Annotated in this window: 23 protein-coding genes; 12 read left to right on the forward strand and 11 right to left on the reverse strand. The window is 70.8% G+C overall.

Going from position 1 to position 22,261, the window contains the following annotated elements:
- Nucleotides 1-127: 127 nt before the first annotated feature.
- Entirely contained in the window at nucleotides 128-778 is a 651-nt protein-coding gene (locus R2S09_RS30340) for a peroxiredoxin-like family protein (RefSeq protein ID WP_316744460.1), read from the reverse strand.
- A gap of 118 nt (nucleotides 779-896) precedes the next feature.
- On the opposite strand from R2S09_RS30340, the gene R2S09_RS30345 reads away from it, so the two are divergent.
- Complete coding sequence (locus R2S09_RS30345) at nucleotides 897-1,520, forward strand: TetR/AcrR family transcriptional regulator (RefSeq protein ID WP_316744461.1); 624 nt, start codon at nucleotides 897-899, stop codon at nucleotides 1,518-1,520.
- A 149-nt stretch (nucleotides 1,521-1,669) separates the two neighbouring features.
- Here the strand turns inward: R2S09_RS30345 and R2S09_RS30350 are convergent, their stop codons facing one another.
- Nucleotides 1,670-2,083, reverse strand: a complete 414-nt coding sequence (locus R2S09_RS30350; protein WP_306185352.1) for a nuclear transport factor 2 family protein — start codon at nucleotides 2,081-2,083, stop codon at nucleotides 1,670-1,672.
- A gap of 87 nt (nucleotides 2,084-2,170) precedes the next feature.
- Between R2S09_RS30350 and R2S09_RS30355 the strand changes: the two genes are divergently transcribed.
- A complete protein-coding gene (locus R2S09_RS30355) occupies nucleotides 2,171-2,782 on the forward strand; it encodes a TetR/AcrR family transcriptional regulator (protein ID WP_316744462.1) in 612 nt (203 codons plus the stop codon).
- Between the two features lie 38 nt (nucleotides 2,783-2,820).
- Here the strand turns inward: R2S09_RS30355 and R2S09_RS30360 are convergent, their stop codons facing one another.
- Genes R2S09_RS30360 through R2S09_RS30370 form a run of 3 tightly spaced genes read right to left on the reverse strand, consistent with a single transcriptional unit; the run spans nucleotide 2,821 to nucleotide 4,920 of the window.
- A complete protein-coding gene (locus R2S09_RS30360) occupies nucleotides 2,821-3,618 on the reverse strand; it encodes a hypothetical protein (protein ID WP_316744463.1) in 798 nt (265 codons plus the stop codon).
- Nucleotides 3,605-4,264, reverse strand: a complete 660-nt coding sequence (locus tag R2S09_RS30365) for an ABC transporter ATP-binding protein (RefSeq protein WP_306185348.1) — start codon at nucleotides 4,262-4,264, stop codon at nucleotides 3,605-3,607. The genes R2S09_RS30360 and R2S09_RS30365 overlap by 14 nt, the downstream gene beginning before the upstream one ends.
- Nucleotides 4,265-4,275: 11 nt before the next feature.
- Entirely contained in the window at nucleotides 4,276-4,920 is a 645-nt protein-coding gene (locus tag R2S09_RS30370; RefSeq protein ID WP_306185346.1) for a TetR/AcrR family transcriptional regulator, read from the reverse strand.
- A 785-nt stretch (nucleotides 4,921-5,705) separates the two neighbouring features.
- Between R2S09_RS30370 and R2S09_RS30375 the strand changes: the two genes are divergently transcribed.
- The 3 genes from R2S09_RS30375 to R2S09_RS30385 all read left to right on the forward strand — a co-directional run bounded on the left by R2S09_RS30375 (nucleotide 5,706) and on the right by R2S09_RS30385 (nucleotide 8,118).
- On the forward strand, nucleotides 5,706-6,734 hold the full coding sequence (locus R2S09_RS30375) for a PP2C family protein-serine/threonine phosphatase (RefSeq protein ID WP_316744522.1): 1,029 nt from the start codon (nucleotides 5,706-5,708) through the stop codon (nucleotides 6,732-6,734).
- A gap of 33 nt (nucleotides 6,735-6,767) precedes the next feature.
- Nucleotides 6,768-7,304 carry a MarR family winged helix-turn-helix transcriptional regulator gene (locus R2S09_RS30380; RefSeq protein ID WP_306191471.1) on the forward strand — a complete coding sequence of 179 codons (537 nt, stop codon included), beginning with the start codon at nucleotides 6,768-6,770 and terminating at the stop codon, nucleotides 7,302-7,304.
- A 136-nt stretch (nucleotides 7,305-7,440) separates the two neighbouring features.
- Entirely contained in the window at nucleotides 7,441-8,118 is a 678-nt protein-coding gene (locus R2S09_RS30385; RefSeq protein WP_316744464.1) for a hypothetical protein, read from the forward strand.
- Nucleotides 8,119-8,162: 44 nt separating this feature from the next.
- On the opposite strand, the gene R2S09_RS30390 is transcribed toward R2S09_RS30385, so the two are convergent.
- From R2S09_RS30390 to R2S09_RS30400, 3 genes are all read right to left on the reverse strand, one after another.
- On the reverse strand, nucleotides 8,163-8,903 hold the full coding sequence (locus R2S09_RS30390) for a DUF4142 domain-containing protein (protein WP_316744465.1): 741 nt from the start codon (nucleotides 8,901-8,903) through the stop codon (nucleotides 8,163-8,165).
- A gap of 221 nt (nucleotides 8,904-9,124) precedes the next feature.
- Entirely contained in the window at nucleotides 9,125-9,370 is a 246-nt protein-coding gene (locus R2S09_RS30395; protein WP_306191474.1) for a hypothetical protein, read from the reverse strand.
- Between the two features lie 98 nt (nucleotides 9,371-9,468).
- Complete coding sequence (locus tag R2S09_RS30400) at nucleotides 9,469-11,148, reverse strand: chloride channel protein (protein ID WP_316744523.1); 1,680 nt, start codon at nucleotides 11,146-11,148, stop codon at nucleotides 9,469-9,471.
- Between the two features lie 364 nt (nucleotides 11,149-11,512).
- On the opposite strand from R2S09_RS30400, the gene R2S09_RS30405 reads away from it, so the two are divergent.
- The gene (locus R2S09_RS30405; RefSeq protein WP_316744467.1) at nucleotides 11,513-11,983 is read left to right on the forward strand and encodes a DUF5959 family protein; all 471 of its coding nucleotides are present in this window, start codon (nucleotides 11,513-11,515) and stop codon (nucleotides 11,981-11,983) included.
- 114 nt (nucleotides 11,984-12,097) lie between these two features.
- Here R2S09_RS30405 and R2S09_RS30410 read toward each other — a convergent pair whose 3' ends face one another.
- Nucleotides 12,098-12,748 (reverse strand): TetR/AcrR family transcriptional regulator, encoded by a 651-nt coding sequence (locus tag R2S09_RS30410; RefSeq protein WP_316744468.1) that lies wholly within the window; start codon nucleotides 12,746-12,748, stop codon nucleotides 12,098-12,100.
- Between the two features lie 440 nt (nucleotides 12,749-13,188).
- Between R2S09_RS30410 and R2S09_RS30415 the strand changes: the two genes are divergently transcribed.
- Both R2S09_RS30415 and R2S09_RS30420 read left to right on the forward strand, forming a co-directional pair.
- Nucleotides 13,189-13,524, forward strand: coding sequence for a hypothetical protein (locus tag R2S09_RS30415; RefSeq protein ID WP_316744469.1), 336 nt, complete (start codon nucleotides 13,189-13,191; stop codon nucleotides 13,522-13,524).
- 204 nt (nucleotides 13,525-13,728) lie between these two features.
- The gene (locus R2S09_RS30420) at nucleotides 13,729-15,051 is read left to right on the forward strand and encodes a glycoside hydrolase family 3 N-terminal domain-containing protein (protein WP_316744470.1); all 1,323 of its coding nucleotides are present in this window, start codon (nucleotides 13,729-13,731) and stop codon (nucleotides 15,049-15,051) included.
- Between the two features lie 51 nt (nucleotides 15,052-15,102).
- Here R2S09_RS30420 and R2S09_RS30425 read toward each other — a convergent pair whose 3' ends face one another.
- On the reverse strand, nucleotides 15,103-16,122 hold the full coding sequence (locus tag R2S09_RS30425) for a LacI family DNA-binding transcriptional regulator (protein WP_306191481.1): 1,020 nt from the start codon (nucleotides 16,120-16,122) through the stop codon (nucleotides 15,103-15,105).
- A gap of 40 nt (nucleotides 16,123-16,162) precedes the next feature.
- Nucleotides 16,163-18,004, reverse strand: coding sequence for a glycoside hydrolase family 2 TIM barrel-domain containing protein (locus R2S09_RS30430; protein WP_316744471.1), 1,842 nt, complete (start codon nucleotides 18,002-18,004; stop codon nucleotides 16,163-16,165).
- A gap of 269 nt (nucleotides 18,005-18,273) precedes the next feature.
- On the opposite strand from R2S09_RS30430, the gene R2S09_RS30435 reads away from it, so the two are divergent.
- The 4 genes from R2S09_RS30435 (at nucleotide 18,274) to R2S09_RS30450 (ending at nucleotide 22,258) form a co-directional block, all read left to right on the forward strand.
- Entirely contained in the window at nucleotides 18,274-19,617 is a 1,344-nt protein-coding gene (locus R2S09_RS30435) for an extracellular solute-binding protein (protein WP_316744473.1), read from the forward strand.
- A 15-nt stretch (nucleotides 19,618-19,632) separates the two neighbouring features.
- Nucleotides 19,633-20,580: a sugar ABC transporter permease gene (locus R2S09_RS30440; protein WP_316744474.1), complete on the forward strand. Its 948-nt coding sequence runs from the start codon at nucleotides 19,633-19,635 to the stop codon at nucleotides 20,578-20,580.
- Between the two features lie 11 nt (nucleotides 20,581-20,591).
- Complete coding sequence (locus tag R2S09_RS30445) at nucleotides 20,592-21,464, forward strand: carbohydrate ABC transporter permease (protein WP_316744475.1); 873 nt, start codon at nucleotides 20,592-20,594, stop codon at nucleotides 21,462-21,464.
- Nucleotides 21,465-21,562: 98 nt separating this feature from the next.
- The gene (locus R2S09_RS30450; protein WP_316744476.1) at nucleotides 21,563-22,258 is read left to right on the forward strand and encodes a GAF domain-containing protein; all 696 of its coding nucleotides are present in this window, start codon (nucleotides 21,563-21,565) and stop codon (nucleotides 22,256-22,258) included.
- The last annotated feature ends 3 nt before the right edge of the window (nucleotides 22,259-22,261 follow it).

A 22,261-nucleotide genomic window follows, 5' to 3' on the forward strand; every position in this document is an offset into this window, starting at 1 on the left:
GGCTGGAACCGGGCCGGCCGGCCCACCGGCATCGAGGACGTCGAGACCCAGGCCGAGGCAGCCTGAACCGAGGACCCGGAAACCACCGGGGTGGCGGCCAGGCGGTCCCGCCACCCCAACGGGCGGTTCAGCGCAGTGCGTCGAGGGCGGCGACGATGTCGGAGGGCTCGGCGCGGGTGGTGTGGTCGGTGGTGACGAAGGCCCAACGGATCACGCCGCCGCGGTCGATGACGTAGGTGGCGGGCAGCGGCAGGGTGTGCGGATGCCCGTCGTTGACGCGCTGGAGGTCGAGGCCCAGCCTGTCGTACACGGCGGCGAGGTCGTCGGGCAGGTCGAAGGCGAGGCCGTACTGCTTGGCCGTGTCGGAGCCGATGTCACTGAGGACGTCGAAGGCGAGGCCGTGCTTCTCGGCGAGGCTGAGGGACTCGTCGGGAATCTGCGGGGAGACAGCCACGAGGCGTGCGTCGCGCGCGATGATGTCGGCGTGGTGCTGTTGGAGCGCACGCAGCGCGATGTTGCAGTACGGGCACCAGGCGCCGCGGTAGAAGGTCAGGACGACGGGGCCGTCTGCGAGCAGGTCGTCCAGGGCCACGGTCTTGCCGGTGGCCGCGGGAAGCCGGAAGCGGGGCGCCCGGTCGCCGGCGCCGAGGGCCCGGTCGGCCTGTCCGGAGTCGGCGAGTTCCTGGCCCGCCCGGCGCATGATCTCGCGGATCTCCGCGGGAATCTGCTCCTGGCGGGCGGTGTAGAAGGCGCGCAGTTCGCTGTTGAGGGTGGTCAAGGATGTTCCTCTCGATCGGCGCGACGGAGATACTTGGAATGACCGTTTCAAGATAGCCGCGGGCCGGGCCGGGGCGCCAGTATCCTGGACCGGTCGTTTCAGGAGGACGAGGTGAGTCATGGCGGACATCAAGCACTTCGACCCGGATGGGGCCCTGGAGACGGTGGAGCGCCTGTTCTGGCGGCAGGGCTTGGCATCCACCGGCATCCAGGACGTCGTGGCGGCGACCGGCCTCAACCGCTCGAGCCTCTATGCGACCTTCGGTGGCAAGCAGGAGCTCTACCTCGCCGCACTGCGTCGCTACGTCGAGCATCGCTCCCGGCCGGCGTTCCGCCTGCTCGCACAGGACGACCGGGACGACCGGGGGCTGCCCGCCGTCGCAGACTTCTTCGCCGGCCTGATCGAGGCGCGATGCACGGGCGAATACGCCCGCTGGGGATGCATGGTCGCCAACGCGCACGCCGGTGCCGAGCAGGGGTCACCCGACGTCCGCGCCGTCCTCGACCGGCACCATCAGGAGCTGCGGGACGCGATGCGCGCGGCGCTCGTCATGGCCGAGACCGACGGCCGACTCGCTCCGGGGACCGACCCCGAGACCTGGGCCGAACTGCTCGCCCTGCTCGCCTACGGCGTGAACCTGCGCTCGCGCGCCGGAGCCGACCCCCGGTCGCTGCACCGGACGGTGACGGCCGCACTGGAGCCGATCGCTCATCCGTCCGCCAGGGCCGCGAAGCCCGATTGAATCGGCGGCGGCGCGTCGATCGCTCACGACTCCTGCGCTGTCGACGTCCACCGTCACTGAGCCGACCCCGGGGACACGCTCGACCTCCGCGGTGACGGATGCCGCGCAGCGTGCTCAGACCATGCCCGTAACGGTGCAGCGGGTCTCGGTCACGCCGACCCCTTCTCGCTGCCGGCGTCGGCGGGCAATGCGCGGGTGGCCATGTGTGCTCGGCGCATGCGCCCGTCGGCGGCGAAGCGGCCGAAGAAACAGACCTCGATGGCGAGGTCCTTGCCCCGCTGAGAAGCGTGCAGGGTGTAACGGGCGGCGATCCGGTCGCCGTCAGCGATGGCCTCGTGCACGTCCATCCGGATGGTGGGCCGGTTCTTGCGGACCGGGCGGGTGTGCGCGATGAGCTTGTCGCGGTCGATCCGGTGCCCGTCGGCCACCTGGATGATGTCCGGTGTGTGGAAGCGGTCGACGATCACCGCCGGGTCCTCGTCGCTCTGCAGCAACTCCTCCGTGAAGGAGGTGAAGAAGCCGGCGATGAACTCCTTGGGACCGGTCTCGTGGAGTGGGGTCATGGTGCTCCCGTCGGTCTGGGACTCCGCTAACTTTTACACTATGTAAGGATTGCAGGCCCCGTTACCTTTGACAAGGTGTAAGAGATGATGTCGCCTCCACCCCGCAAACGCCGGGCTGACGCCCACCGCAGCAGGGCAGCCATCCTGGATGCCGCGCCTCGGGTTCTCGACGCCGATCCGGACGCCGGCCTGGAGGCCGTAGCCGTCGCCGCCGGCGTGACCCGGCAGACCGTGTATGCCCACTTCCCCTCTCGTGAGCAGCTGCTGCTGGCCGTCGTCGACCGCGTCACCGAGGAGGCCGCAGCCGCGATGGACGCCGTCGAGCTCGATACCGGACCGGCTGCGGAGGCGCTGATGCGTCTGCTCGAAGCCGGCATGAAGGCGGCCCGGCGCTACCCCGTACTGCTGCAGAGGATCGCCGCCCTGCGTGTCAGCCCGCCGGCTGACCGGGACCGGCACAGGCCCGTCGCCGACCGCATCGAACAGGTGATTCTGCGGGGCCGGGAGAGCGGGGAATTCGATGACCGGCTACCGGTCGACTGGCTGGTCGCGGCGACCATCAGGCTCGGCCACATGGCGAGTGAGGAACGGGACGCAGGCCGGATGACCGGGACGGCCGCGCAGGACGCGCTTCGCACGAGCCTGTTCCGTCTGCTTGATGCGACCGGCGGGGAGGATGTCTCAAGGGCGCGCAGGTAAGTGCGTCGCGTCGGCCGGCGGCGTCTGCGGTGACGTGGTCACCTGGTGTGCGTCCGGTTTCGTGTCCTGAGCCGGAAGACGGCCAGTCCCACGATGCTGAACGCGGCGGCCCAGGCGAGCCCGAGGGCGAGATGCCCCCACAAGGCGGTCCGGCCGAAGGAGCCGCCGACGGCGAACTGCATGGGCCCGAAGGACGGGAACCACTGAAGGACGGGCTTGTTGGCGAGGGGATTGCCGAGAGGGTTCTGGAGGAAGGTGTCCATCAGCCCGCCCATGATGATCAGGAAGAAGCCCTCCAGGTCTCGCTTCACCAGGACGCCGAGAAGCAGCCCGAGGGCGCCGTAGGTGAGGGCGATGGCCGCGAACCCGGTGAGCACGGCGAACCAGCCGCCCACGGTCGGCCGCCAGAAGAACAGGATGGCCAGCGCGGTGTACAGGGCGATCGCGCCGGTGACCGCCGCGATGGCGAGGGTCTTGGCGCCGATGAGGGTGGACTGCCGGAATCCGGCGAAGACGAGGCGCCGGTCGAAGGCGAGGGCCTTGCGCACGGCGTCGAAGACGACGAACCCGGCGATCATCGTGACGGAGTTGAGGCCCGCGGAGATCAGGGTGAGGCGAGCGCCGTCGACGTGCAGGACCTTCCCCGTGGCGTACAGCTTGAAGTCCAGCACCTGACCCGAGGCCATGGCGTCCATCACCAGATACCAGACCGGCACGAAGACGACCAGCAGCAGTCCGGCGAGCCGGTTGCGGGTCTGGTCGCGCACCGAGAAGCGCAGCGCGGTGGAGAACTGACCGTACAGCACGTCGTGTCGTGAGGTGTCAGGCGCCGACATGGTGGTCCTCCCGGGATGCGGTACGTGGGGTGAGGCGGCCGTCGGTGAGGTCGGCCAGCAGGTCGAAGCGGTCCTGCTCGAAGACGAGATGGGTGATGATCACGACGGCTTTGCCGCGGGCGCGCAGGTTCTCGACCAGGTCCCAGAACCGCAGGTAGGTCTCCCAGTCGAAGCCCTGGTACGGCTCGTCGAGGAGGAGGACGTCCGGGTCGTGGAGCAGGGCCAGGGTGAGGTTGAGCTTCTGGCGGGTGCCGCCGGACAGCTCGCCGGCGGCCGACCGCTCGTACCGCTCGAAGCCGAGGAGACTGACGAGTTCGCGGCCCCGGTCCAGGTCGGGCAGGCGCCGGGCGGCGGCGAAGTAGCGCAGGTGCTGCTCGACGGTGAGCGCCCCGTTCAGGACCGGGTCCTGCGGACAGTAGCCGAGTGCCCCGGACAGGGCGACTTCGCCGCGGTCCGCGGGCTGGGTGCCGGCCAGGATCTTCAGCAGGGTCGACTTGCCGGCGCCGTTCTCGCCGACGACGGCGACGAGTTGCCCGGGGGCGACCGTCAGCTCGGCCCCGCGCAGAACGATGTGCCTGCCGTACGCCTTGTGGATGTCGTTGGCCTGAAGAACAGGTGCTGGTACTGGAGTTGAGCCGGTCGCCACGCGCGGCCTCCCTATGGGTTGTCTCTTTGAGGTTGTGGCGGTGCCGCGTTCAGTCCGCCCGCGTAGATGCTGAGCATCTCCGGCGCCCAGCGGGCCATGCCCTCGGCCGACAGCGGGTCCGTGCCGAGGACTTCGGCCAGACGGTCGCGCAGCAGGAACAGGGCAAGGTCGTTGGCGAGGAGCAGGGCGGCGCGCACCACCGGGTCCGCCCCGGGTGCGGCCAGTCCGGCCGCGGCCAGGCCGTCCAGCGCGGTGCTGCTCAGTTCGTACAGACGCCGGAACAGCAACCGCCCGGCGTCCGTGTCCGACAGCAGGAGCCGGCGCAGGTAACCCGGCAGGGGCGAGTCGTCCGGAAGGTGACGGGCGAACGCCTCGCTCAGCGAGCTCGCCCCGGCACCGGGATCGAGCAGTTCCGCTCCGCCGTCACCGGTCAGCTCGCCGAGCATCGCCTCGAAGACGTCCAGCACATACTGGTCGACCTCCTGGCGCAGCCCCTCCTTCGATCCGAAGTGGTGCACGACCAGGGCGGGCGACACACCCGCGGCGGACGCGATCTGCCGCACGCTGACCGCCTCCGGCCCGTGGGCGGCGAACAGGCGCAGCGCCTCGTCACGGATGACGGCCCGCGTGGTGCGGTCGTCGGGGATTGAACGCATGTACAGCATGCTAAACGATTGTTCAGTCCACGTCCAGGTGGGGTGCGCGCGATCTGCCGACGGAGTGCTCCCTTCGGCGGGTGTGGTCGGCGCGGGCCTGCTCGGTGACGGTTGGCGCGGAGGGCGGGGGCTCTCGTGGGCCGCCTGGCCGGGCGCGCCCTTGATCTGCTCTGACACGCCATCGCCGGCAGCCGCGCCCCCTTTGTGTGGCCTGTCGGCGGTCGGTGCGTCGCCCCACCCGCGATACGGGGCTTCACTCCATGGGCGCCGGGCAACCCCGACCGCCGACTCGGCCCCCAGTGCAAGCTTTGCATGATGCAAAAGCCGAGCGCCAGAACTTCGGGTATGTTGCGGCCGAGGCGCGAGCGCGACCGCTGTATCGGCCGGGCGGCTGGGGAGCGGGCGCCGGCCTCCAGTCGCACGAACGGAATGGATCTGGCGGCCTCCCGGAACTCCCCCCACCCCCGTCCCGGGCAAGCACGTGAACGCGCGCAGGCGATGTCCGGTCCGCGGATGTCGCCGGGCGTGGCGCGCCGTGATCTCGGCGTCGTCGGCCGGTTCGCGCTCTGCGGCTTCCCTGTCAGCTCCCGGCCTCAATTGGGTAAAGAGCCGAGGCGGGAGCCGCTTGGCCGGGAAAACCTTTGCATAGTCTAAAAGATGAGAGGGCCTGTGTGGTGGATGTGATCCGGCGGCTCTCGTTGTTGTCGGGCCGCTGGAGGGACGTCGTGACGGTGGGTAGACCGGGATCGGGTTCCGTGCTGCTGTCCTGGCTGCCGGTGGTGGCGATGGTGGTGGTGGCCGTGGCGGACGTGGTCGCGGGGCCGGGGGTGGGGTTCTTGCCGTTGGTCTCGCTCGGACCGGCTTTCGCGGGGCTTGTCGGGGGGTGGCGGCGTACGGCGTCGATCGGTGTGGTGGCTCTGCTGCTGTGCGTGGGGCTGGGCTTGTACGACGGGCTGTTCGAGGAGCGCCGGGGGTTCACGGCGATGGCGTCGGTGGCGGGGGTCACCGGCGCGGGTGTCGTGGCGGCCGTGATGCGCTCGCGCAGGGAGGCGGAGCTGGCGAGTGTGAGGTCGATCGCGGAGGTGGCCCAGCGGGTGCTGCTGCGGCCGGTGCCGCGTTCGGCGGGCCGGCTGCAGGCGGCGGTGTCGTACACCTCGGCGGTCGCGGCGGCGCGTATCGGTGGTGACCTGTACGAGGTGGTCGCCTCGCCGCACGGCATCCGTGTGATCGTCGGCGATGTGCAGGGCAAGGGGCTGGCCGCGGTGGAGACGGCCGCCGTCGTGCTGGGGGCCTTCCGGGAGGCGGCGCACGACGAGCCCGATCTGGTCGGGCTGGGCGAGCGGCTGGAGCGGAGCGTGGCCCGGGAGCTGGAGGGGGAGAGGTTCGTGACCGCGGTGCTCGCCGAATTCGGGTCGGAGCGGGAGGTGGTCTTCCTCAATCACGGTCATCCGGCGCCGATGGTCGTCCGTGCCGACGGCGGTGTCGACTTCCTCCAGCCGCCCTCCTACGCCCTCCCGCTGGGCCTGGGCGTCCACGGGGTCGAGGGGCCGAAGCCCTATCGGGTGGACTTCGCGCCGGGCGATCAGCTGCTGCTGTACACCGACGGCGTCACCGAGGCCCGCGACCCGCAAGGCTCCTTCTACCCCCTCGGGGACCGGGCGGGCCTGCTGAAGGAGCCCGACGCGCAGCGCGCCCTGGAGACCCTGCGCGCGGACCTGGTCCGGCACGCCGCCGGGCCGCTCCACGACGACGCCGCGATGCTCCTGCTCCGCTACCACGGCCATGCCACAGGGCAGTGTTCTCCCGTCGAGTGAAGCGCGCCGGCGTCGGCACGGTAGAAAGGACGTATGCCTGAGCGAGAGACCCCTGTGGGTGCCGTGGACGATGTCGATGCCGTCACCCGGGCGGTGCTGACCGCGTCGCGCCTGCTGGTGGCCGTCTCCGCCCGCTCGCTCGCCGCGGTGGAGGACCGGGTGACCGTGGCCCAGTTCCGGATGCTGGTGGTGCTGTCCAGCCGGGGGACGACCAAGCTGGTCGAACTAGCCGAACTGCTCCGGGTGGCGCCCTCCACCGCCATGCGCATGGTCGACCGGCTGATCGCCGTCGGTCTCGCCGACCGGAGACCCAACCCCGCCAACCGTCGCGAGACCCTGCTGCAGTTGACCGGGGAAGGCCGGCGTACGGTCGAGGAGGTCACCGCCAGGCGCCGTTCCGAGATCGCTGCCATCGTCGCACGGCTCCGGCCGACCGAGCGGCTGGCGCTCGTCGAGGCGCTCAACGCCTTCAACGAGGCGGGAGGGGAGCCTCCGGCCCCCGGAACGGACGCCCCGGAGCCGCACCCGCTCGGCTGGATCACGGACGGAGCGATGGCGGAGGACACGTGACCCGCTCCGGGTCCGTCGCACACCTGCTCGCTCGCAGGCCGCCCATCACCGGATCCCCCAGGTTTTGCATAATGCAACGCAGCTGTTGGACCGGGTCCGCCGACGGGCGTGGAAGGGACGCGGAAGTGTGACACCCATGCGCCGAAGGCGTCGCCCCTCGACCCATGCCGAGCCGCACCTGATGGCGCACCTGCGGACCATGGTGTGGGGCCCTGCCGAGTTCGTCGGGCTGCCGCCCGGGTGGCTCCTCGGCGAGGGGATCCTCGCGGGCAGCCTCGGCGCCGCGGCGATCGTCGGCACGGCCGTCCTGGGCGCCTGGACGGGCAGGCCCTCGCTGGCCGACGGCGAGGCGGGGCTGGTGTGCGCGGTGGCCCTCGCCCTGTACGTGGCTCTGGTGGGTGCGGGCCGTGCACTGATCGGTGTCACCGCCCTGCTCGGAGTGTGCCTCGCGCTCCAGGCGCCGCAGGCCGCCGCCGGCGTGGTGCTGGCGGAACGGGGGCGGGTCCAGTCCGTGGTGGTGACCTCGGTCGAGGGCGGCCGGGGGCCGGACAGGGAACACGGCCGCTACCTCTGCTCGGTGACGGACCACGACGGCGTCCCGCTCAAGGTCCGCATCTGGCGCGGCTGCGAAGTCGGGACGCGACCCGGGGACGCGCTCGCCGTCGTCTACGATCCCGAAGGGCGGGTGCCGCCACGCGGTGCGGCACCGGAGGGACCGGGACCGCTGCGCGACCTGGCACCGTGGGGCGCGGCCCTCATCGCCGCGACCGTGACCGCCGTGGTGCGCTCGTACCGGCTTCCCGGCCCTTCGTGACGTTCCGCCGTCCCCCGCGTCGGGGCGCCCCGGTCCGCCGCTGATCAACCCGTGGCAGGGGTGGCCGACGGGCCGGGCGCGGCCGTGTTCGTCGACACTCCGGCGGGTGGCGTGAGGGCGACGACAGGTGCCCCCGGCTGCGGCGGAGGCGGCGTGACCTGACCGGTCGGGAGCTTGGGCGGAGTCGTCTCCTGGAAGTTGACCTGGTCGAAGTTGACCAGTCCTGTGTTCTCCAGCACGGTGATGTGGTCCAGCACGACGTCGTTGGCCTGGTTGGCCAGCTGGCGGACCAGGGTGTTCTCGGTGGTGGCGCGGATCTTGGCGATGGCCGGGAAGATCTGGCCGTGCGTCACCCGGAGGATGTTGGCCAGGTCGGAGTCGAACTGCTTGCCCTTGTCCGCCGTCAACGTCGCCACGAAGCCCTGCTGCTGCGGGGTGGCCTGATTGGGGAGTGTGATCCCCAACTGGGGGGCGATCTTGCGGCAGGTCGCGTCGAGCGCGGCGTGTCCGATGACCAGGTGCTGGCCGGCGGTTCGTACGGCTGTGGATGTCCCCTTGGCGAGGGCCATCTCGCCGGAGGGGAATTCCCACAGTCCGGCGGAGCGCACCTTGACAACGAAGTCCCGGTCGGCCTCGGTGAGCGGACCGAAGGGGGTGTTGGCGATCACGCGGGACGGATTGCCGGAGGTGTGCTGCATCCCGAGCATGCTCGGGTAGGCGAGGGCGGCGAGTGTCAGGCTCAGTGCGCCGCCCACGAAGACGGTCCCGATGGTGCTGCGCGACATGTGCGCGGTGCCTCCTGGTGTGAGCGGTTGGACGACAGGAGGTACGGAGGCGCCCCGCGAAACTACCTTTGCTCCAGGTAAAATTTGCACCATCTCATATTGGAGCATCCCGCAAGATGAGCCGCGACTCCCGGCCGGCGCGGCCGGTCAGGCGCTGACGGGCGAGGCCGTGAAGGGGCCGACGGTCGCTGATGGATCCACGCACCGGCGAAGCGTCGTCGTCATCTCTCGTGCAGGCGCGCCGATGCCACGCGCCCGGGCCGCATGATGCGTATCTTGCGGCCTTCACAGGCGGGGCAGCGCGGTGACTGCAGTGGTGAGGGTACGGGCCTGCCGTCGAGGTGGTAAGTGGCGATGGTCCGCCCCTGATCGTCCAAGGTCACATCGATGTCGTACACGCTTTCCCACCCGTGTCCGCAGTCGAGGCATACGAACGAGTAGGCGTGCTGGACGTGCTTGATGTCCATGGCTCACCTCCGGGTCTGGTCGAGCCCCCTCTCTCTATTTTTGCACAATGCAAAAAGATCACGGCCGTAGAACGCGCAGCGCCCGGAGAGGGGCACGGTCAGGTGGTGGCATGCACGGCGCGCAACGCGCTTTGGTGGCTGAGCCAGCCGACCGGCTTGCCCCGTTCGGAGTCGAGGACGGGAACCCCGGAGCCGGCGGCTGACAGCAGGGTGTGCAAGGCCTGGCCGATGGGCTGGTCGGGAGTGACGGGTGCGGGTGGCTCGGCGAGCTGCCCGACCGTCGCGGGCGCGGCGTCAGGCTGTTCGGCGAGGGCCTCGGCGACCGACTGGGCGGTGACGACTCCGACGTACTGGCCGGTTTCGTCGACGACCGGGAGTGCGCCGTGGCCGGAGAGGCTCAGCAGGTCCGCGGCGTCCGCCAGGGGCGTGATCGCAGCCAGGGGGGAGGGCAGCGGCTCCATGACGGTGCCGACATGCTGGCGGCCGATGCGGGCCCCGGGTGCGGCGCCTTCGAGGTCGATGCCGCGGCGGCGCAGCTTGAGGGTGTAGATGGTGTCGCGGCTGAGCAGACGGCTGGTGGCGGTGGCCAGCACGATGGCCAGCATCAGGGGCAGGATGATCGAGTACTCGCCGGTCAGCTCGAAAAGGATGACCACCGCGGTGATCGGTGCCCGGGCCGCGCCGGCGAACACCGCGCCCATGCCCACCAGTGCGTACGCTCCCACTGCACCGGCCGTGCCGGGCAACAGGTGGTGGACGCCGATGCCGTAGGCCGAACCGAGCATCGCGCCGATGAACAGGCTGGGTGCGAAGACGCCGCCCGAGCCGCCGATGCCGATCGTCAGACTGGTCGCCACCATCTTGCCGAGCAGCAGGACCAGCAGGAAGCCGACCGCGTAGCCGCCCTGGGTCGCCTTCTCCAGGACCGGGTAGCCGACGCCGTACATCTGCGGCAGAGCCAGCAGCACCAGTCCGAGCGCGAGCCCGCCGACCGCGGGACGCAGCCACTCCGGGCCGCGCCAGAGCCAGTCGCAGGCGTCCTCGATCAGGTAGAGGAAGCGCGTGAAGCCCACCCCGACCGCGGTGGCCGCCAGGCCGAGGAGTGCGAACAGGCCGTACTGGGCGGGGTTGTCGACGTGGAAGTCCGGAAGGCTGAGGAAGGCGGCGTCACCGAAAGCGGCCCGTCCGATGATGCTCGCGGTGACGCTGGCCAGTACGGTCGCGCCGAACGCCTCGGCGGAGAAGGTGCCAAGGATCAGTTCCATGGCGAAGAAGACCCCGGCCAGGGGAGCGTTGAAGGTGGCTGCGATGCCGCCCGCCGCACCGCAGGCGACCAGGAGCTTTGTGCGGCCCTCGGTCGCCTTCGTCACCCGGCCCAGGGTCGAGCCGAGCGCCGAGCCGATCTGCACGATCGGGCCTTCGCGGCCCACCGAGCCGCCGGAGCCGATGGTCAGGGCCGAGGCGAGCGTCTTGACGACGGCGACCTTGGGGCTGATCCGTCCGCCGCGCTGGGCGACCGCGACCATCACCTCGGGCACGCCATGCCCGCGGGCCTCCCTGGCGAACCGGTGTACCAGGGGGCCGTAGAGCAGTCCGCCGATCACCGGGGTGAGCAGGACGAAGTACGGACCGAGCCAGGGCACGTGCGGGTTGCCGGCGCCGGGGGACGCGGAGTAGTCGGCGTGGCCGGACAGCAGGCGGGTGAAGGTCTTGATGCACCAGCGGAAGACGACCGAGCCCGCGCCCGCCCCGGCACCGACCACCACGGCCAGTGCCATCACGGCCCACGGGGCGTTGCGCAGTTCCGCGATCGTCGGCGTGGGCGCGATGCCCCTCGCCGTGGTGGTGGACGACTTCTTCCCGTCCCGTGCTGCCGGTGTGGCAATCATCGATTCCCCTTTCTTACTTTTGCATTATGCAAAACGAGCGCGGGGAGTGCGCCACCTGTCCACCCAGTGGGACACAATGGTCCTGTACGTGGGATGCGTCGATGGGAGCGCGGGGAGCGCGGGGAGGCCCGGAGGGCCTCTGGGTGCCCTCCGGGCCTCCACCGGCGAAAAGGGGCCGCCGCGGCGGTCACCGACCGCCATGACCACCGTGCCGTCCAGGAGCTCGCACCGCACAGAAAGGGGTAGTACCGACGTGCCCGATTCCAGCCCCCTGGAGCTGATCCGCCTTTCGGACGAGGAGCAGAGCGTCTCCCTGCGCATCATCGGAGGAATGAGCTTCTCCGGCACTGACCAGTGCGATGCCCTCCATGCCGAGATCGTGGTCGGCACCGGATTCGTCAGTGGTCGCGTCGAGCTGTATCTCAACGCGTACGACCTCGACAGCTGGGCCGAGGTTTTGGAGGCTGTCGCGGCCGGAAGGAAGGCCACCTGGCTGGAGAGCGGACGCTCCCCGCGGATCATGATCGACCCCACGGAGGAGACCGAGAGCGGGTGCACGGAGGTGAGCGTCTGCGACGTCGCCGGCTCGCAGGTCTTCGTCACCGTGCCCATCGTGAATCAGCCCGATTGGGGCGCCCACCGCCGGCTGCTCGCGGCGGTCAGAAGCCGATTCCAGCTGGAGCGGTGCCCGCCTGGTCCTGGACACGCTGCCGTACGGCGTTGAGAAGCCGTACGGCGTTGAGAACGTCGCTCTCGCTCAGCACCCCGCACCCCTGCCGGCCGTGCTCGACCCAGTCGCTGCCGACCGGGGCGCCGGCATGCATCCGGGCTCGGTCGGTCAGCGGGTGGCTTCCTCGGGGGTGGGCGGGGAGACGAGGCCGTGCAGCATCAGGTCGAGGGCGGCGAGCAGTTCCTTCGTCAGCGTGCCGGTCGGGGCGTCGGGGCGACCGCACCAGCGGTAGAGGGCGCCGAGGTAGATGTCACGCAGGGCGTTGCCCGCGTGCTCGGGGGCGACGTGCTCGCGGAACTCTCCGCGCTGCATGCCCGTGGCCGCGATCTGGGCGAACAGGTCGGCGAGGTAGGGCTCCTCGACCAGGGGGTGCCCCGCGCGGACCCAGGCCATGAGCAGGGCCCCGGTCTCCTTCTGGTGCTCCTCGCTCATCCGGCCGAGAACCGTCATGCAGCGGCGCAGCTGTTCGGCGGCCGAGCCGCCGCCGCGGCCGTCCGAGGCCAGGGCGGTCGTGAGGGTGCTGCGGCGCTTCTCCCCCCAGGTGCTGAGCAGGTCTTCCTTGTGCTGGAAGTAGTTGAAGAAGGTGCCACGCGCGACGTCGGCCCGCTCCGCGATCTCGTCGATGGAGGTTTCGTCGTAGCCCTGCTCCGTGAACAGGGTGAGGGCCGCGTCGTAGAGCCGCTCCTTCGTCCTGATCTTGTTGCGTTCCCGTCGGCCCAGTGGGGCCGGCGCCTGGTCCACTGCTCCCGTCGCGCTCACAGTGACTCCGCTCTGCTGGTTGGCGATCAGATCCCTCCCCCTCCAGATTGATGTACCACAGTTTAAATATGTTGTACAGTCGAAGTTGGAGGCGGTAGGGGCTTCCTGAAGTGCCGAGCGTCCGCGGCCGACTCCGCTGGAGCCGGAGTGTCATGACGGGGTGTCGGGCGCCGGCGGTCGAGCTGGTCCTCGGGCGTCTCAAGGGCCCCGCGGGCGGCGGTCCGTGGCAAGGAGGCCGTGGGTACTCTCACCGCCGCTTGTGGTGCGGCCCGTCCGGGGTCGCGATGCCGTGCAGCAGCAGGTCGAGGGCATGTTGCAGATCGGCGCCGAGCGAGTGCTGCTCCGCCGGGGCCGGCGGGCCCGGCGGCAGACCACGCCGATGTAGAGGTCGCGCAGGAGTTCGCCCACCTGCCTGGAATCGAGGGCGTCGGGGAAGCACCATGCGCTGGGACCTGGAGGTCGTCGACACCTACGAGTACGACGGCGGCCCTCCGCCGACCACGCCGCTCTCACTGTTCGCGGGGGAGGCGGACCCACTGGTCCCGCCCGAGCGGGTCCGCCGCCGGCGGGCGCACACCCGGGCCTCCGCCGTCTTCCACCGCCTGCCCGGTGGCCACTTCTACCTGTTCGACCGGGCCGCCGAGGTCTGCCGGCGCATCGTCGAGGACGTCACCGCCCACACGCGCCGCACCGTCGCGACCCGGGCACCGGCCCCACCGGCCCAGGAGGCTCTCCAGGCCGGCGCATCGCGTCCGGCCGTTCCCGGGTCGCCCTGACGGAGGCCGGTGGACATCCGGGCCCTGCCTCCGATGCCCGCCTTTCGGCCGACTCCGAAACGAGAGATGCTGGTGTGACGTCGCCCGCGGACGAGCGAACAAAAGCGGGCCGGAGCGCATCTCACGCTTCGCGAGGCCCACCTCGTGTGCATACGGCCCTGAGCGCGACGCGTACCGTCGCGTCTTCCGAAAGGAGATCGGGCGATGAATCTCTCGTCGTACCGGGACAGCAGAAGCGAGACAGCACCCCGGAGAAGCGCGACAGCACCCCGGCGGCTGCGCGGCCGGGTCACGACCGCCGGCAGAGCGAGCGGGGCCGCCGCCGTGGCGGCGGTGCTCCTGGCGGGCTGCGGCGCGGGCGCCGGCACGCCCAAGGCGACCGGTCACTCCAGTGGCCCCGGCGTGTCCCCCGCCCCGCCCGCCGCGTCCTCGGCCTCCCGTCCCGCCAAGACCCCGCATACCTCGCTCGCTCCGGACCTCTCCGCCACCGCGACCGCCAAGGCGTGCACCAACAGCTCGAAGCTGGCCGGGTGGTCGAACCGCCGGCTGGCCATGCTGACCATCGCCGTCCCGGTGTCGGAGACCTCGGTGTCCGACGCCACCTCCGAGGTGAGCGCCGGCGCGGGCGGAGTGCTGCTCTTCGGCAGCAAGGCGCCCTCCGACCTCGGCGCCCGGCTGACCACCCTGAAGTCCCATGTGCCCGGCCACCTCGGCCTGCTGGTGATGACCGACGAGGAGGGCGGCGGCATCCAGCGCATGGCCAACCTCGTCGGATCCCTGCCCTGGGCCGCGTACATGGGTGCGCACTGGACCCCGGCCCAGATCCAGCAGAACGTCGCGAAGGTCGCCACCAAGATGGCGGCCGCCCAGGTGAACATGAACCTCGCGCCGGTGGTCGACGTCGACGGCAGGAACGTGGCACCCAGCAAGACCAACCCCGACGGATGGCGCTCCTTCAGCGGCAACACCACGGTGGTCTCCAAGGCCGGTGTCGCGTACATGAACGGGATGCGCGCCGGTGGCGTGATACCCGTCGTCAAGCACTTCCCGGGCATAGGCGGCTCCACCTACAACTCCGACTTCGGCCCCGCCCGCACCCTGCCCTGGTCCACCCTGCAGAAGGTGGCCGTCCCGCCGTTCACAGCGGCCATCAAGGCAGGTGCCCCGGCCATCATGGTCGCCAACAACATCGTGCCGGGCCTGGGCACCAACCCGGCGGGCCTGTCGCCCACCGCCATCGGCGAGCTGCGCGGCAAGATGGGCTTCAAGGGGCTGGTGCTCACCGACTCGCTCAGCGCCAAGGCGATCTCCGCCGCCGGCTTCAGCGTGCCCGCCGCCGCCGTGCAGGCCCTGCGCTCCGGTGCCGACATGGTCTTGTTCGACCTGAAGGGCAACGTCAGCTCCCAGACGTCCTCGATCGCGACGGCGATCACCAACGCGGTGACCGGCGGACACCTCTCCCGCAGCCGCCTCATCGACGCGGCGGGGCACGTCCTGGCCGTCCGGCACGTGAACCTCTGTTCCTGAGCGATCCCGCTCCTGACCGCCGGCCATCGCGGCCGGGTGCGCCACGCCCGGTCAGGAGCGCTCGCCGGTGCTCTCCCGCACGGCCAGCCGGTGGCCGACGAGGCGGTCGACGGCGTCCTCCGAGTCCGGCCGGTCGATCCGGTCGATCAGCAGGGACACCGCGCTGTCCGCGATGGCCTCCTTGTCCGGAGCGATCGTGGTGAGGCTCGGCACGCTGAAACGTGAGGCCTCGATGTCGTCGAACCCGACCACGTCGAGGTCGTCGGGGGCGCGCAGGCCGGCCTCGTGCAGGGCACGCAGCGCGCCGAGGGCGAGGTGGTCGTTCAGGCACAGCAGGGCGTCCGGGCGTGGCCGCCGCTCCAGCAGGGCGGCCGCCGCCCGGGCGCCGTCCTGCCAGTGGTAGTGCTCGACCGGTACGACCAGATCCGGTGTGAACGGGACATGGGCGGCCCGCAGAGCCGACTGGTAGCCCTTGGTGCGCAGCCGGTCGGTGCCCTGCCGGCCCCGGACCGCGCCTCCGACGACCGCGATGGTGCGCCGCCCCCGGGCGAGCAGGTGCCCGGTCGCCTCACGGGCGGCGCCGACGTTGTCGATGCCCACATGATCCACCGCGCCCGGGGCCTGGCGCTCCCCGAGGAGGACGACGGGCAGCCGGGTGTCCCGTGTGGCGAGGTCGCGCGGCGTCAGCGACAGCGGGCTGAGGATGATCCCGTCGGTGAACTGGGCGTCGAACCCGTGCAGGGCGGACAGTTCGCGCTCGCGGACCCCACCGGTCTGGTGCAGCAGAACGGTGCGGCCGCGCCGGTCCGCCGCGGCCATCACGTGCTTGGCCAGCTCGGAGAAGTAGGCGACGTCGAGCTCGGGGACCGCCAGCGTGATCATGCCGGTGCGGCCCTGGCGCAGCTGCCGGCCGGCGAGGTTGACCCGGTAGCCGAGCGCCTCGATGGCTTCCCGCACGGCGGCCCGGGTGTGCTCCGAGACGTGTTCGAAGTCGTTGATCACGTTGGAGACGGTCTTGGGGGAGACGCCCGCGTACTCCGCGACGTCCTTGATCCTCGGCCTGGTCGCCACCGCCGCACCTCCTTCCCCTCCGGTGGGATCCTATCCGCGATCACGGGAGCGACGGCGGCTCCGGCTTCTCGTCCGGACCGGGCTGTGCGCCGGTGACGATGCGGCGGATCGTCTCCAGCGGCAGCTTCGGCGAACCGTCCGCGTACAGCAGGCCGTTGGTCTCCTGGGCGGTGTCCATGAACTGCGTGTAGCAGAAGCCCGCGACGACCGGACTCGCGTGCAGCGCACCGAAGATGTCGCCGAGCAGGGCCGCGTACTGGGCCTCGGAGCCGGTCCGGGTGTACGAGAAGTCGCCGTCGTCGGCGCGTACCGACAGGCCGCCGAACTCGGTGATCATCAAGGGGGTGTCACCGGCGGCGTACCGCTCCTTCTGCCGCGGGCCGACCGACAGCACGCGCCCCTGCGGGCCGGGACCGGCGAGCAGCCGGTCGAACGCGGCGGCGTCGCCGTAGCGCCGGGTCAGCACCTGAGGGTCGGAGGAGTAGTCGTGCACGCCGAGGATGTCGCTGTCGGTGTGCTCCCAGCCCTCGTTGGACATCACCGGCCGGGTCGGGTCCAGGGCCCGCGTGAGGTGGGCCAGGGCGAGGGAGTAGTGCCGCTGCGCGGGGTCGTGGGGGATGTCCGAGGCGCCCCAGCTCTCGTTGATCGGCACCCAGGTGACGATCGACGGGTGGCTGCGGTCGCGCCGCACCATGGCCGGCCACTCACGGGTGAGCAGCTCCACGGCCTCGGTGCCGAACTCGTACGCGGCACCGGTCTCGCCCCACACCAGCAGCCCCAGCCGGTCGGCCCAGTACAGGAAGCGCGGGTCCTCGGCCTTCTGGTGGACGCGGACCGCGTTGAAGCCCATCGCCTTGATCAGCTCGACCTCGCGGCGCAGCTCGGCGGTCCCGGAGTTCGCGATCAGGGTGTCGGGGCGGTAGCCCTGGTTGAGCACCGAACGCACGTAGTAGGGGCGGCCGTTCAGCAGGAAGGCGCCGCGGCCGACGCCCGCGCTGCGCAGGCCCACATAGCTGTCCACCGTGTCGAGCACCGCGGACGTGTCCGCCTCGCGCACGGTCACCCGCGCGTCGAGCAGGGTCGGCCGCTCGGGGCTCCACAGCAGTTCCTGGCGGTCGATTCCGTTGCGCAGCGCGGGAACGACGAGGTCGATCCGGCAGCGCGGGGTGCGCACCGTGCTGGTGCTCTCGGCCAGCACCTCCCCGTCACGGCTCAGCACGATCTCCACGGTCACCGGGGCGGCCGGCACCTGGGCCAGGGTGAGTTCGGCCAGCACGCCGCGCGCGGGGTCGGGGATCCAGGCGAGGTCGGTGATGTGCTGGGCGGCCACCGTCTCGGCCCACACCGTCTGCCAGATGCCGGTGGTCCGCTCGTACCAGACCTCGTGCGGGCGGTCCTGCCAGTCCTGCTTGCCGCGCGGCTGTGCGAGGTCGGCCGGCCGGTCCTCGGCCCGGACGACGAGCAGGTGCTCGTCGGCACCGGGGCGCAGCGCATGGGTCACATCGGCGGTGAACGGGGTCTGGCCGCCCACGTGTTCGGCCACCAGGCGGCCGTCCAGCCACACCTTCGCCCGGTGGTCGACGGCTCCGAAGTGCACCAGCGCCCGCCCGCCGTCGTCGGCCGCGAGGAGCTCGTGGGGTATGCGGCGGCGGTACCAGACCACCGCGTGCGGTGCGGTCTCGCCGATGCCCGAGGCGGGGGCCTCGGGCGGGTAGGGGACGGTGATCTCCCGGTCGAACGCGCCCGTCACCCCCTCGGTGAACCACGCGGCGCGCTCGCCCTCGTCGGCGTCGTCGTACCCGAACTCCCAGACGCCGTCCAGGCTGTGCCACCGCTCCCGCCGCAGGATCGGCCTCGGATACGTCCCGTCCTGCTCGCTCACCCTCACTGATCCTCCTTCTGCCGCTCCGTACGTCCCCGGCCACGGCGTCTCCACGATCGAAGTGCTGCCATCATGAGTGATCGTTTACATCGATGCAAGGACAGATCGGGGGACGAAACGGCGCCGTCGGTGCGGCAGGTCACGTGACGCCGGGAAAGAGGCGGACCTCGGATGGGACTACTTTCCGCCGGTGTATTGCATCGTTGTAAATCGTGTGTCAGGGTCTGCGCCATCGAGGCCACATCGAATTCAACGAGGTGCACACCCCTATGAGTGGAGCGATGGCGCGCCGACGGCTCCTGGCCCTCGGCGGTGGACTCGCCCTGACCGGAGCGCTCGCGGCATGCTCCTCACCGCTCGCATCCGGCCTGACGGGCTCTCAGCCGAACACCGCGGACGTCATCTTCTGGAACCTGTTCACCGGCGGTGACGGCGCCAACATGGTGCTGATGGAGGACAGGTTCCGGAAGACCCACCCGGGGACCTCCGTCGAAGCGACCGTCCTCGCCTGGGGCAACCCCTACTACACGAAACTGGCACTGGCCACCGCGAGCGGCACGCCCCCGGACGTCGGCATCGTCCACCTGTCGCGGCTCCCGCTGCTGGCCGCCTCCGACCTGCTGGATCCGGTCGAACGGGCCGGACTGGGCGAACTGGGCATCACCGAGGACAAGTTCACGCCCGCGGCCTGGCGCAAGGCCACCGTGGACGGGACGGTGTACGCGGTGCCCCTGGACACGCACCCCTTCGTCCTCTACTACAACGTCGACCTGGCCCGCAGGGCCGGCCTCCTCGACGCCGCCGGCGACGGCCTCGTCCCGCTCAAGGGCAAGGAGGACTTCCTGGCCGCCGTCAAGGCGATGAAGACGGCGGGCGGCGCCCAGTACGGAGCGGTGATGTCGGTCATCGCCGACCCGTCCACGGCGTGGCGCTACTTCAGCATGATCTACTCCGGCCTGGCCGGTCCGGTCGTCACGGACTCCGGTACCAGGATCGACCTCGACACCGAGGCGGTGCGGGAGACGGTCGCCTTCATGCAGAGCCTCACCGCCGACGGCCTCATGCCGGGAGAACTGAACGGTTCCGGCGCGAACGCCCTGTTCAGCACGGGCAAGGCCGGTTTCCTCTTCGACGGCGAGTGGCAGATCCCGGCATACCGGCAGGTCAAGGGCCTCCGCTTCGACGTCGTGCCGTTCCCGGCGCTGCTCGGGCCGAAACCGGTGGCCTACGCCGACTCGCACGCCCTGGTCCTGCCCCGCAACGGCAGACGCTCGCCGACCCGTACCCGCGACGCGGCGCAGTTCATCAGGAGCCTGCTCGACAACAGCGCCGTATGGGCCGAGGGCGGGCACATCCCCGCCTGGCTGCCGACCCAGCGCAGCAAGGCGTTCCTCGACCAGTCGCCGCAGCGCAACTACGTACAGGCCGCCTTCGACGCCCGGTACGACCCCGAGGCCTGGTACACCGGCGCGGGTTCGGACTTCCAGAGCGTCGTCGGCGGGACGGTCATCGAGGCCATCGCCGGGCGGCTCAGCCCCAAGGACGCGGTGGCCGGCCTGCGTTCCGACCTGAAGCGGTTCACCACGGCACGACCGCCGGTCACGATGAAGTAGGAGGCTTCAGTCACCATGACGACCGCCGTCCCGACGCGACCGGCATCCACGGCGCCCGCAGCGGCCCCGCCCGCCGACCGGCCCTCCCGCTCCGAACGCCGGGCCGGAGCGCTGCTCACCGCTCCGTTCCTCGTGATCTACCTGCTGTTCCTGATCGGCCCGCTGCTCGTGGGCGTGGGCTTGAGCTTCTTCAACACCACCACCGTCAAGAGCGGTCTGGGCGACTGGGTCGGCCTGTCCAACTACTCCGAGGTGATCACCGACCCGCAGTTCTGGGACGCCATGTGGCACTCGGTGCTCTTCACCCTGCTGACCACACCACCCCTGGTCGTCCTCGCGCTGGCCGGTGCCGTCCTCGCCTCCCGCGTACGGCGCGGCCGGGTCCTGTACCGCCTCGCGTTCTTCGCGCCGTACGTCGTGCCGTCGTCCGTCGTCGCGTTGATCTTCCTGTGGATGTACACCCCGCAGATCGGACTCCTGCCGAAGATCTTCGACGCCGTCGGCCTGCCCGTGCCCGACTTCATCGGCAGCACCGCGGGCGGCTGGACCGCCGTGACGCTGATGACGCTGTGGTGGACCTTCGGCTTCAACTTCGTCCTCTACACCGCCGCGATCCAGGACGTCCCGCCGGACGTCTACGAGGCGGCGGCCATCGACGGAGCGGGCCCCTGGCAGCAGATCCGCCACATCACGGTGCCGCTGCTCGGCCGGACCACCAGCCTGGTGCTGATCCTGCAGATCCTCGCCTCGCTGAAGGTCTTCGACCAGATCTACCTGCTCCTCGCCGGAGGGCCCGACCAGTCCACCCGCCCGGTCATCGAGTACATCTACGACACCGGCTTCACCGCGTACCGGGGCGGCTACGGCGCCGCCGCCACCATGGTCTATTTCGTCGTCATCGTCGCGATCTCGGCGGCCTGGTACGGGCTGCGCCGCCGCCGCGCGAGCAGCACCGCGGCCTGAGCGGAGGATTCATGACCACCATCACCCAGCCGCGGCCCGCCACGACGAAGAGCGCGCCGGCGACCGACGGCGCGGCGCTCTTCAACCGGCTCTGCGCCGTGTGCGTGACCCTGTTCGCCCTGATCTGGCTGGTGCCCTTCGCCTGGGCGATCGCCACCTCCCTGCGCTCCGACGGATCGATCACCCAGAACCCGACATCGCTGTTCGCCGGCGGCTGGTCCCTCCACGCCTACTCCTCGGCATGGGACAACCATCCGATCGGCACCTGGTACCTCAACAGCCTGGTCATCTCGGCACTCGCCGTGATCTTCACGGTGGCCTTCGGCTCGATGGCCGGCTTCGCGCTGGCGTTCCTGCGCCACCGCGGCCGGGCCGCGGTGATGGCCCTGGTCGCCGCGGGGCTGATGCTGCCGAGCGAGGCGCTCGTGCTGCCGCAGTTCATCGAGTACCGGGCGTTCCACCTGCTCGGCACCTTCTGGGCGCTGATCCTGCCCTCGATCGCCGCGCCGATCTCGGTGTTCGTCTTCCAGTCGTTCTTCCGCGGCATCCCCCTCGCCCTGATCGAGGCCGCCCGCATCGACGGAGCGAGCTGGTGGCGGATCTACGCGAGGGTCTGCATGCCGCTGTGCCGTCCGGCGCTGTCCACGGTCGCCATCCTGACCTTCGTCACCACCTGGAACTCCTTCCTCTGGCCGCTGCTCGTCCTCAACCAGACCAAGTCCCAGACCATCCCGGTGGGCCTCGCCTCCCTGGTCAGCAACAGCAACATCCAGTACGCCGAGGTGATGGCCTCCTCGGTGCTGGGCTTCCTCCCGCTGATCGCCGTGTTCCTGGTCTTCCAGCGGCAGATCGTGCAGGGAGTCGCCACGACCGGCATCAAGTAGGGGGGCAGCGTGCGCCGCGCGCCGCGGCCTGGAACAGCGGGGTCCGGGTACCCGAGGCGAAAGACCAGGCCGCCCGCAGGCGAGGAGGTCCGAGTGGCGTGGAGACACCCTCACGGAACCGCGGCGCGCACCGGACCCAGCTGCCACCGCTCCTGGGCGGCGACGACCTGGACCGCCTCCAGGCCGGACTGCAGCGGCTGGCCCACGCGCACGGCCGGATGCGCTCTCTGCTGGACGCGGTGGTGGCCATCAGCGGCACCCTGGAACTCGACGTGGTCCTGCGCACCATCACCGAGTCGGCCCGGCGGCTGATCGACGCGCGCTACGCCGCCATCGGCGTCCTCGGCGAGGACGGCAGGTTCTCCGAACTGATCACCTCCGGATTCGGCGCCGACCAGTTCCGCGGGGAGTCCGGTGCTGAACTGCCGCACGGCACCGGACTCCTGGGCGAGCTCGTCCGCGAGCCCAAGCCGCTGCGGGTGGACGACCTGTCGGCGCACCCCAGCGCCTCGGGCTTCCCCGAAGGCCACCCCGTGATGACCAGCCTGCTCGGTGCGCCCATCTCGGTGCGCCACACCATCTACGGCAACCTCTATCTCGCCGACGAGCACGGAGGCGCCTCCACCGACGACGACGAGGAGATCGTCACCGCCCTGGCCGGTGCGGCCGGCGTGGCCATCGAGCACGCACGTCTCTACGAGCGCATGCGCCAGGCCACCGAGGACCTGCTCACCCAGGGCGGCGGGACGTTCCACGACGACGTCGCCCTGCTCGCCGCCCGCCTCGCCCCCTGACAA

This window comes from Streptomyces sp. MK7 (assembly GCF_032658145.1).
GTDB classification, from domain to species: domain Bacteria; phylum Actinomycetota; class Actinomycetes; order Streptomycetales; family Streptomycetaceae; genus Streptomyces; species Streptomyces spiralis.

Coding starts and splice junctions, on each gene's coding strand:
- R2S09_RS30345 (WP_316744461.1), top strand. CDS start 897: ATGGCGGACATCAAGCACTTCGACCCGGATGGGGCCCTGGAGACGGTG.
- R2S09_RS30350 (WP_306185352.1), bottom strand. CDS start 2,083: ATGACCCCACTCCACGAGACCGGTCCCAAGGAGTTCATCGCCGGCTTC.
- R2S09_RS30355 (WP_316744462.1), top strand. CDS start 2,171: ATGTCGCCTCCACCCCGCAAACGCCGGGCTGACGCCCACCGCAGCAGG.
- R2S09_RS30360 (WP_316744463.1), bottom strand. CDS start 3,618: ATGTCGGCGCCTGACACCTCACGACACGACGTGCTGTACGGTCAGTTC.
- R2S09_RS30370 (WP_306185346.1), bottom strand. CDS start 4,920: ATGCGTTCAATCCCCGACGACCGCACCACGCGGGCCGTCATCCGTGAC.
- R2S09_RS30375 (WP_316744522.1), top strand. CDS start 5,706: ATGGTGGTGGTGGCCGTGGCGGACGTGGTCGCGGGGCCGGGGGTGGGG.
- R2S09_RS30380 (WP_306191471.1), top strand. CDS start 6,768: ATGCCTGAGCGAGAGACCCCTGTGGGTGCCGTGGACGATGTCGATGCC.
- R2S09_RS30385 (WP_316744464.1), top strand. CDS start 7,441: ATGCGCCGAAGGCGTCGCCCCTCGACCCATGCCGAGCCGCACCTGATG.
- R2S09_RS30390 (WP_316744465.1), bottom strand. CDS start 8,903: ATGTCGCGCAGCACCATCGGGACCGTCTTCGTGGGCGGCGCACTGAGC.
- R2S09_RS30395 (WP_306191474.1), bottom strand. CDS start 9,370: ATGGACATCAAGCACGTCCAGCACGCCTACTCGTTCGTATGCCTCGAC.
- R2S09_RS30400 (WP_316744523.1), bottom strand. CDS start 11,148: ATGGCACTGGCCGTGGTGGTCGGTGCCGGGGCGGGCGCGGGCTCGGTC.
- R2S09_RS30415 (WP_316744469.1), top strand. CDS start 13,189: ATGCGCTGGGACCTGGAGGTCGTCGACACCTACGAGTACGACGGCGGC.
- R2S09_RS30420 (WP_316744470.1), top strand. CDS start 13,729: ATGAATCTCTCGTCGTACCGGGACAGCAGAAGCGAGACAGCACCCCGG.
- R2S09_RS30435 (WP_316744473.1), top strand. CDS start 18,274: ATGAGTGGAGCGATGGCGCGCCGACGGCTCCTGGCCCTCGGCGGTGGA.
- R2S09_RS30440 (WP_316744474.1), top strand. CDS start 19,633: ATGACGACCGCCGTCCCGACGCGACCGGCATCCACGGCGCCCGCAGCG.
- R2S09_RS30445 (WP_316744475.1), top strand. CDS start 20,592: ATGACCACCATCACCCAGCCGCGGCCCGCCACGACGAAGAGCGCGCCG.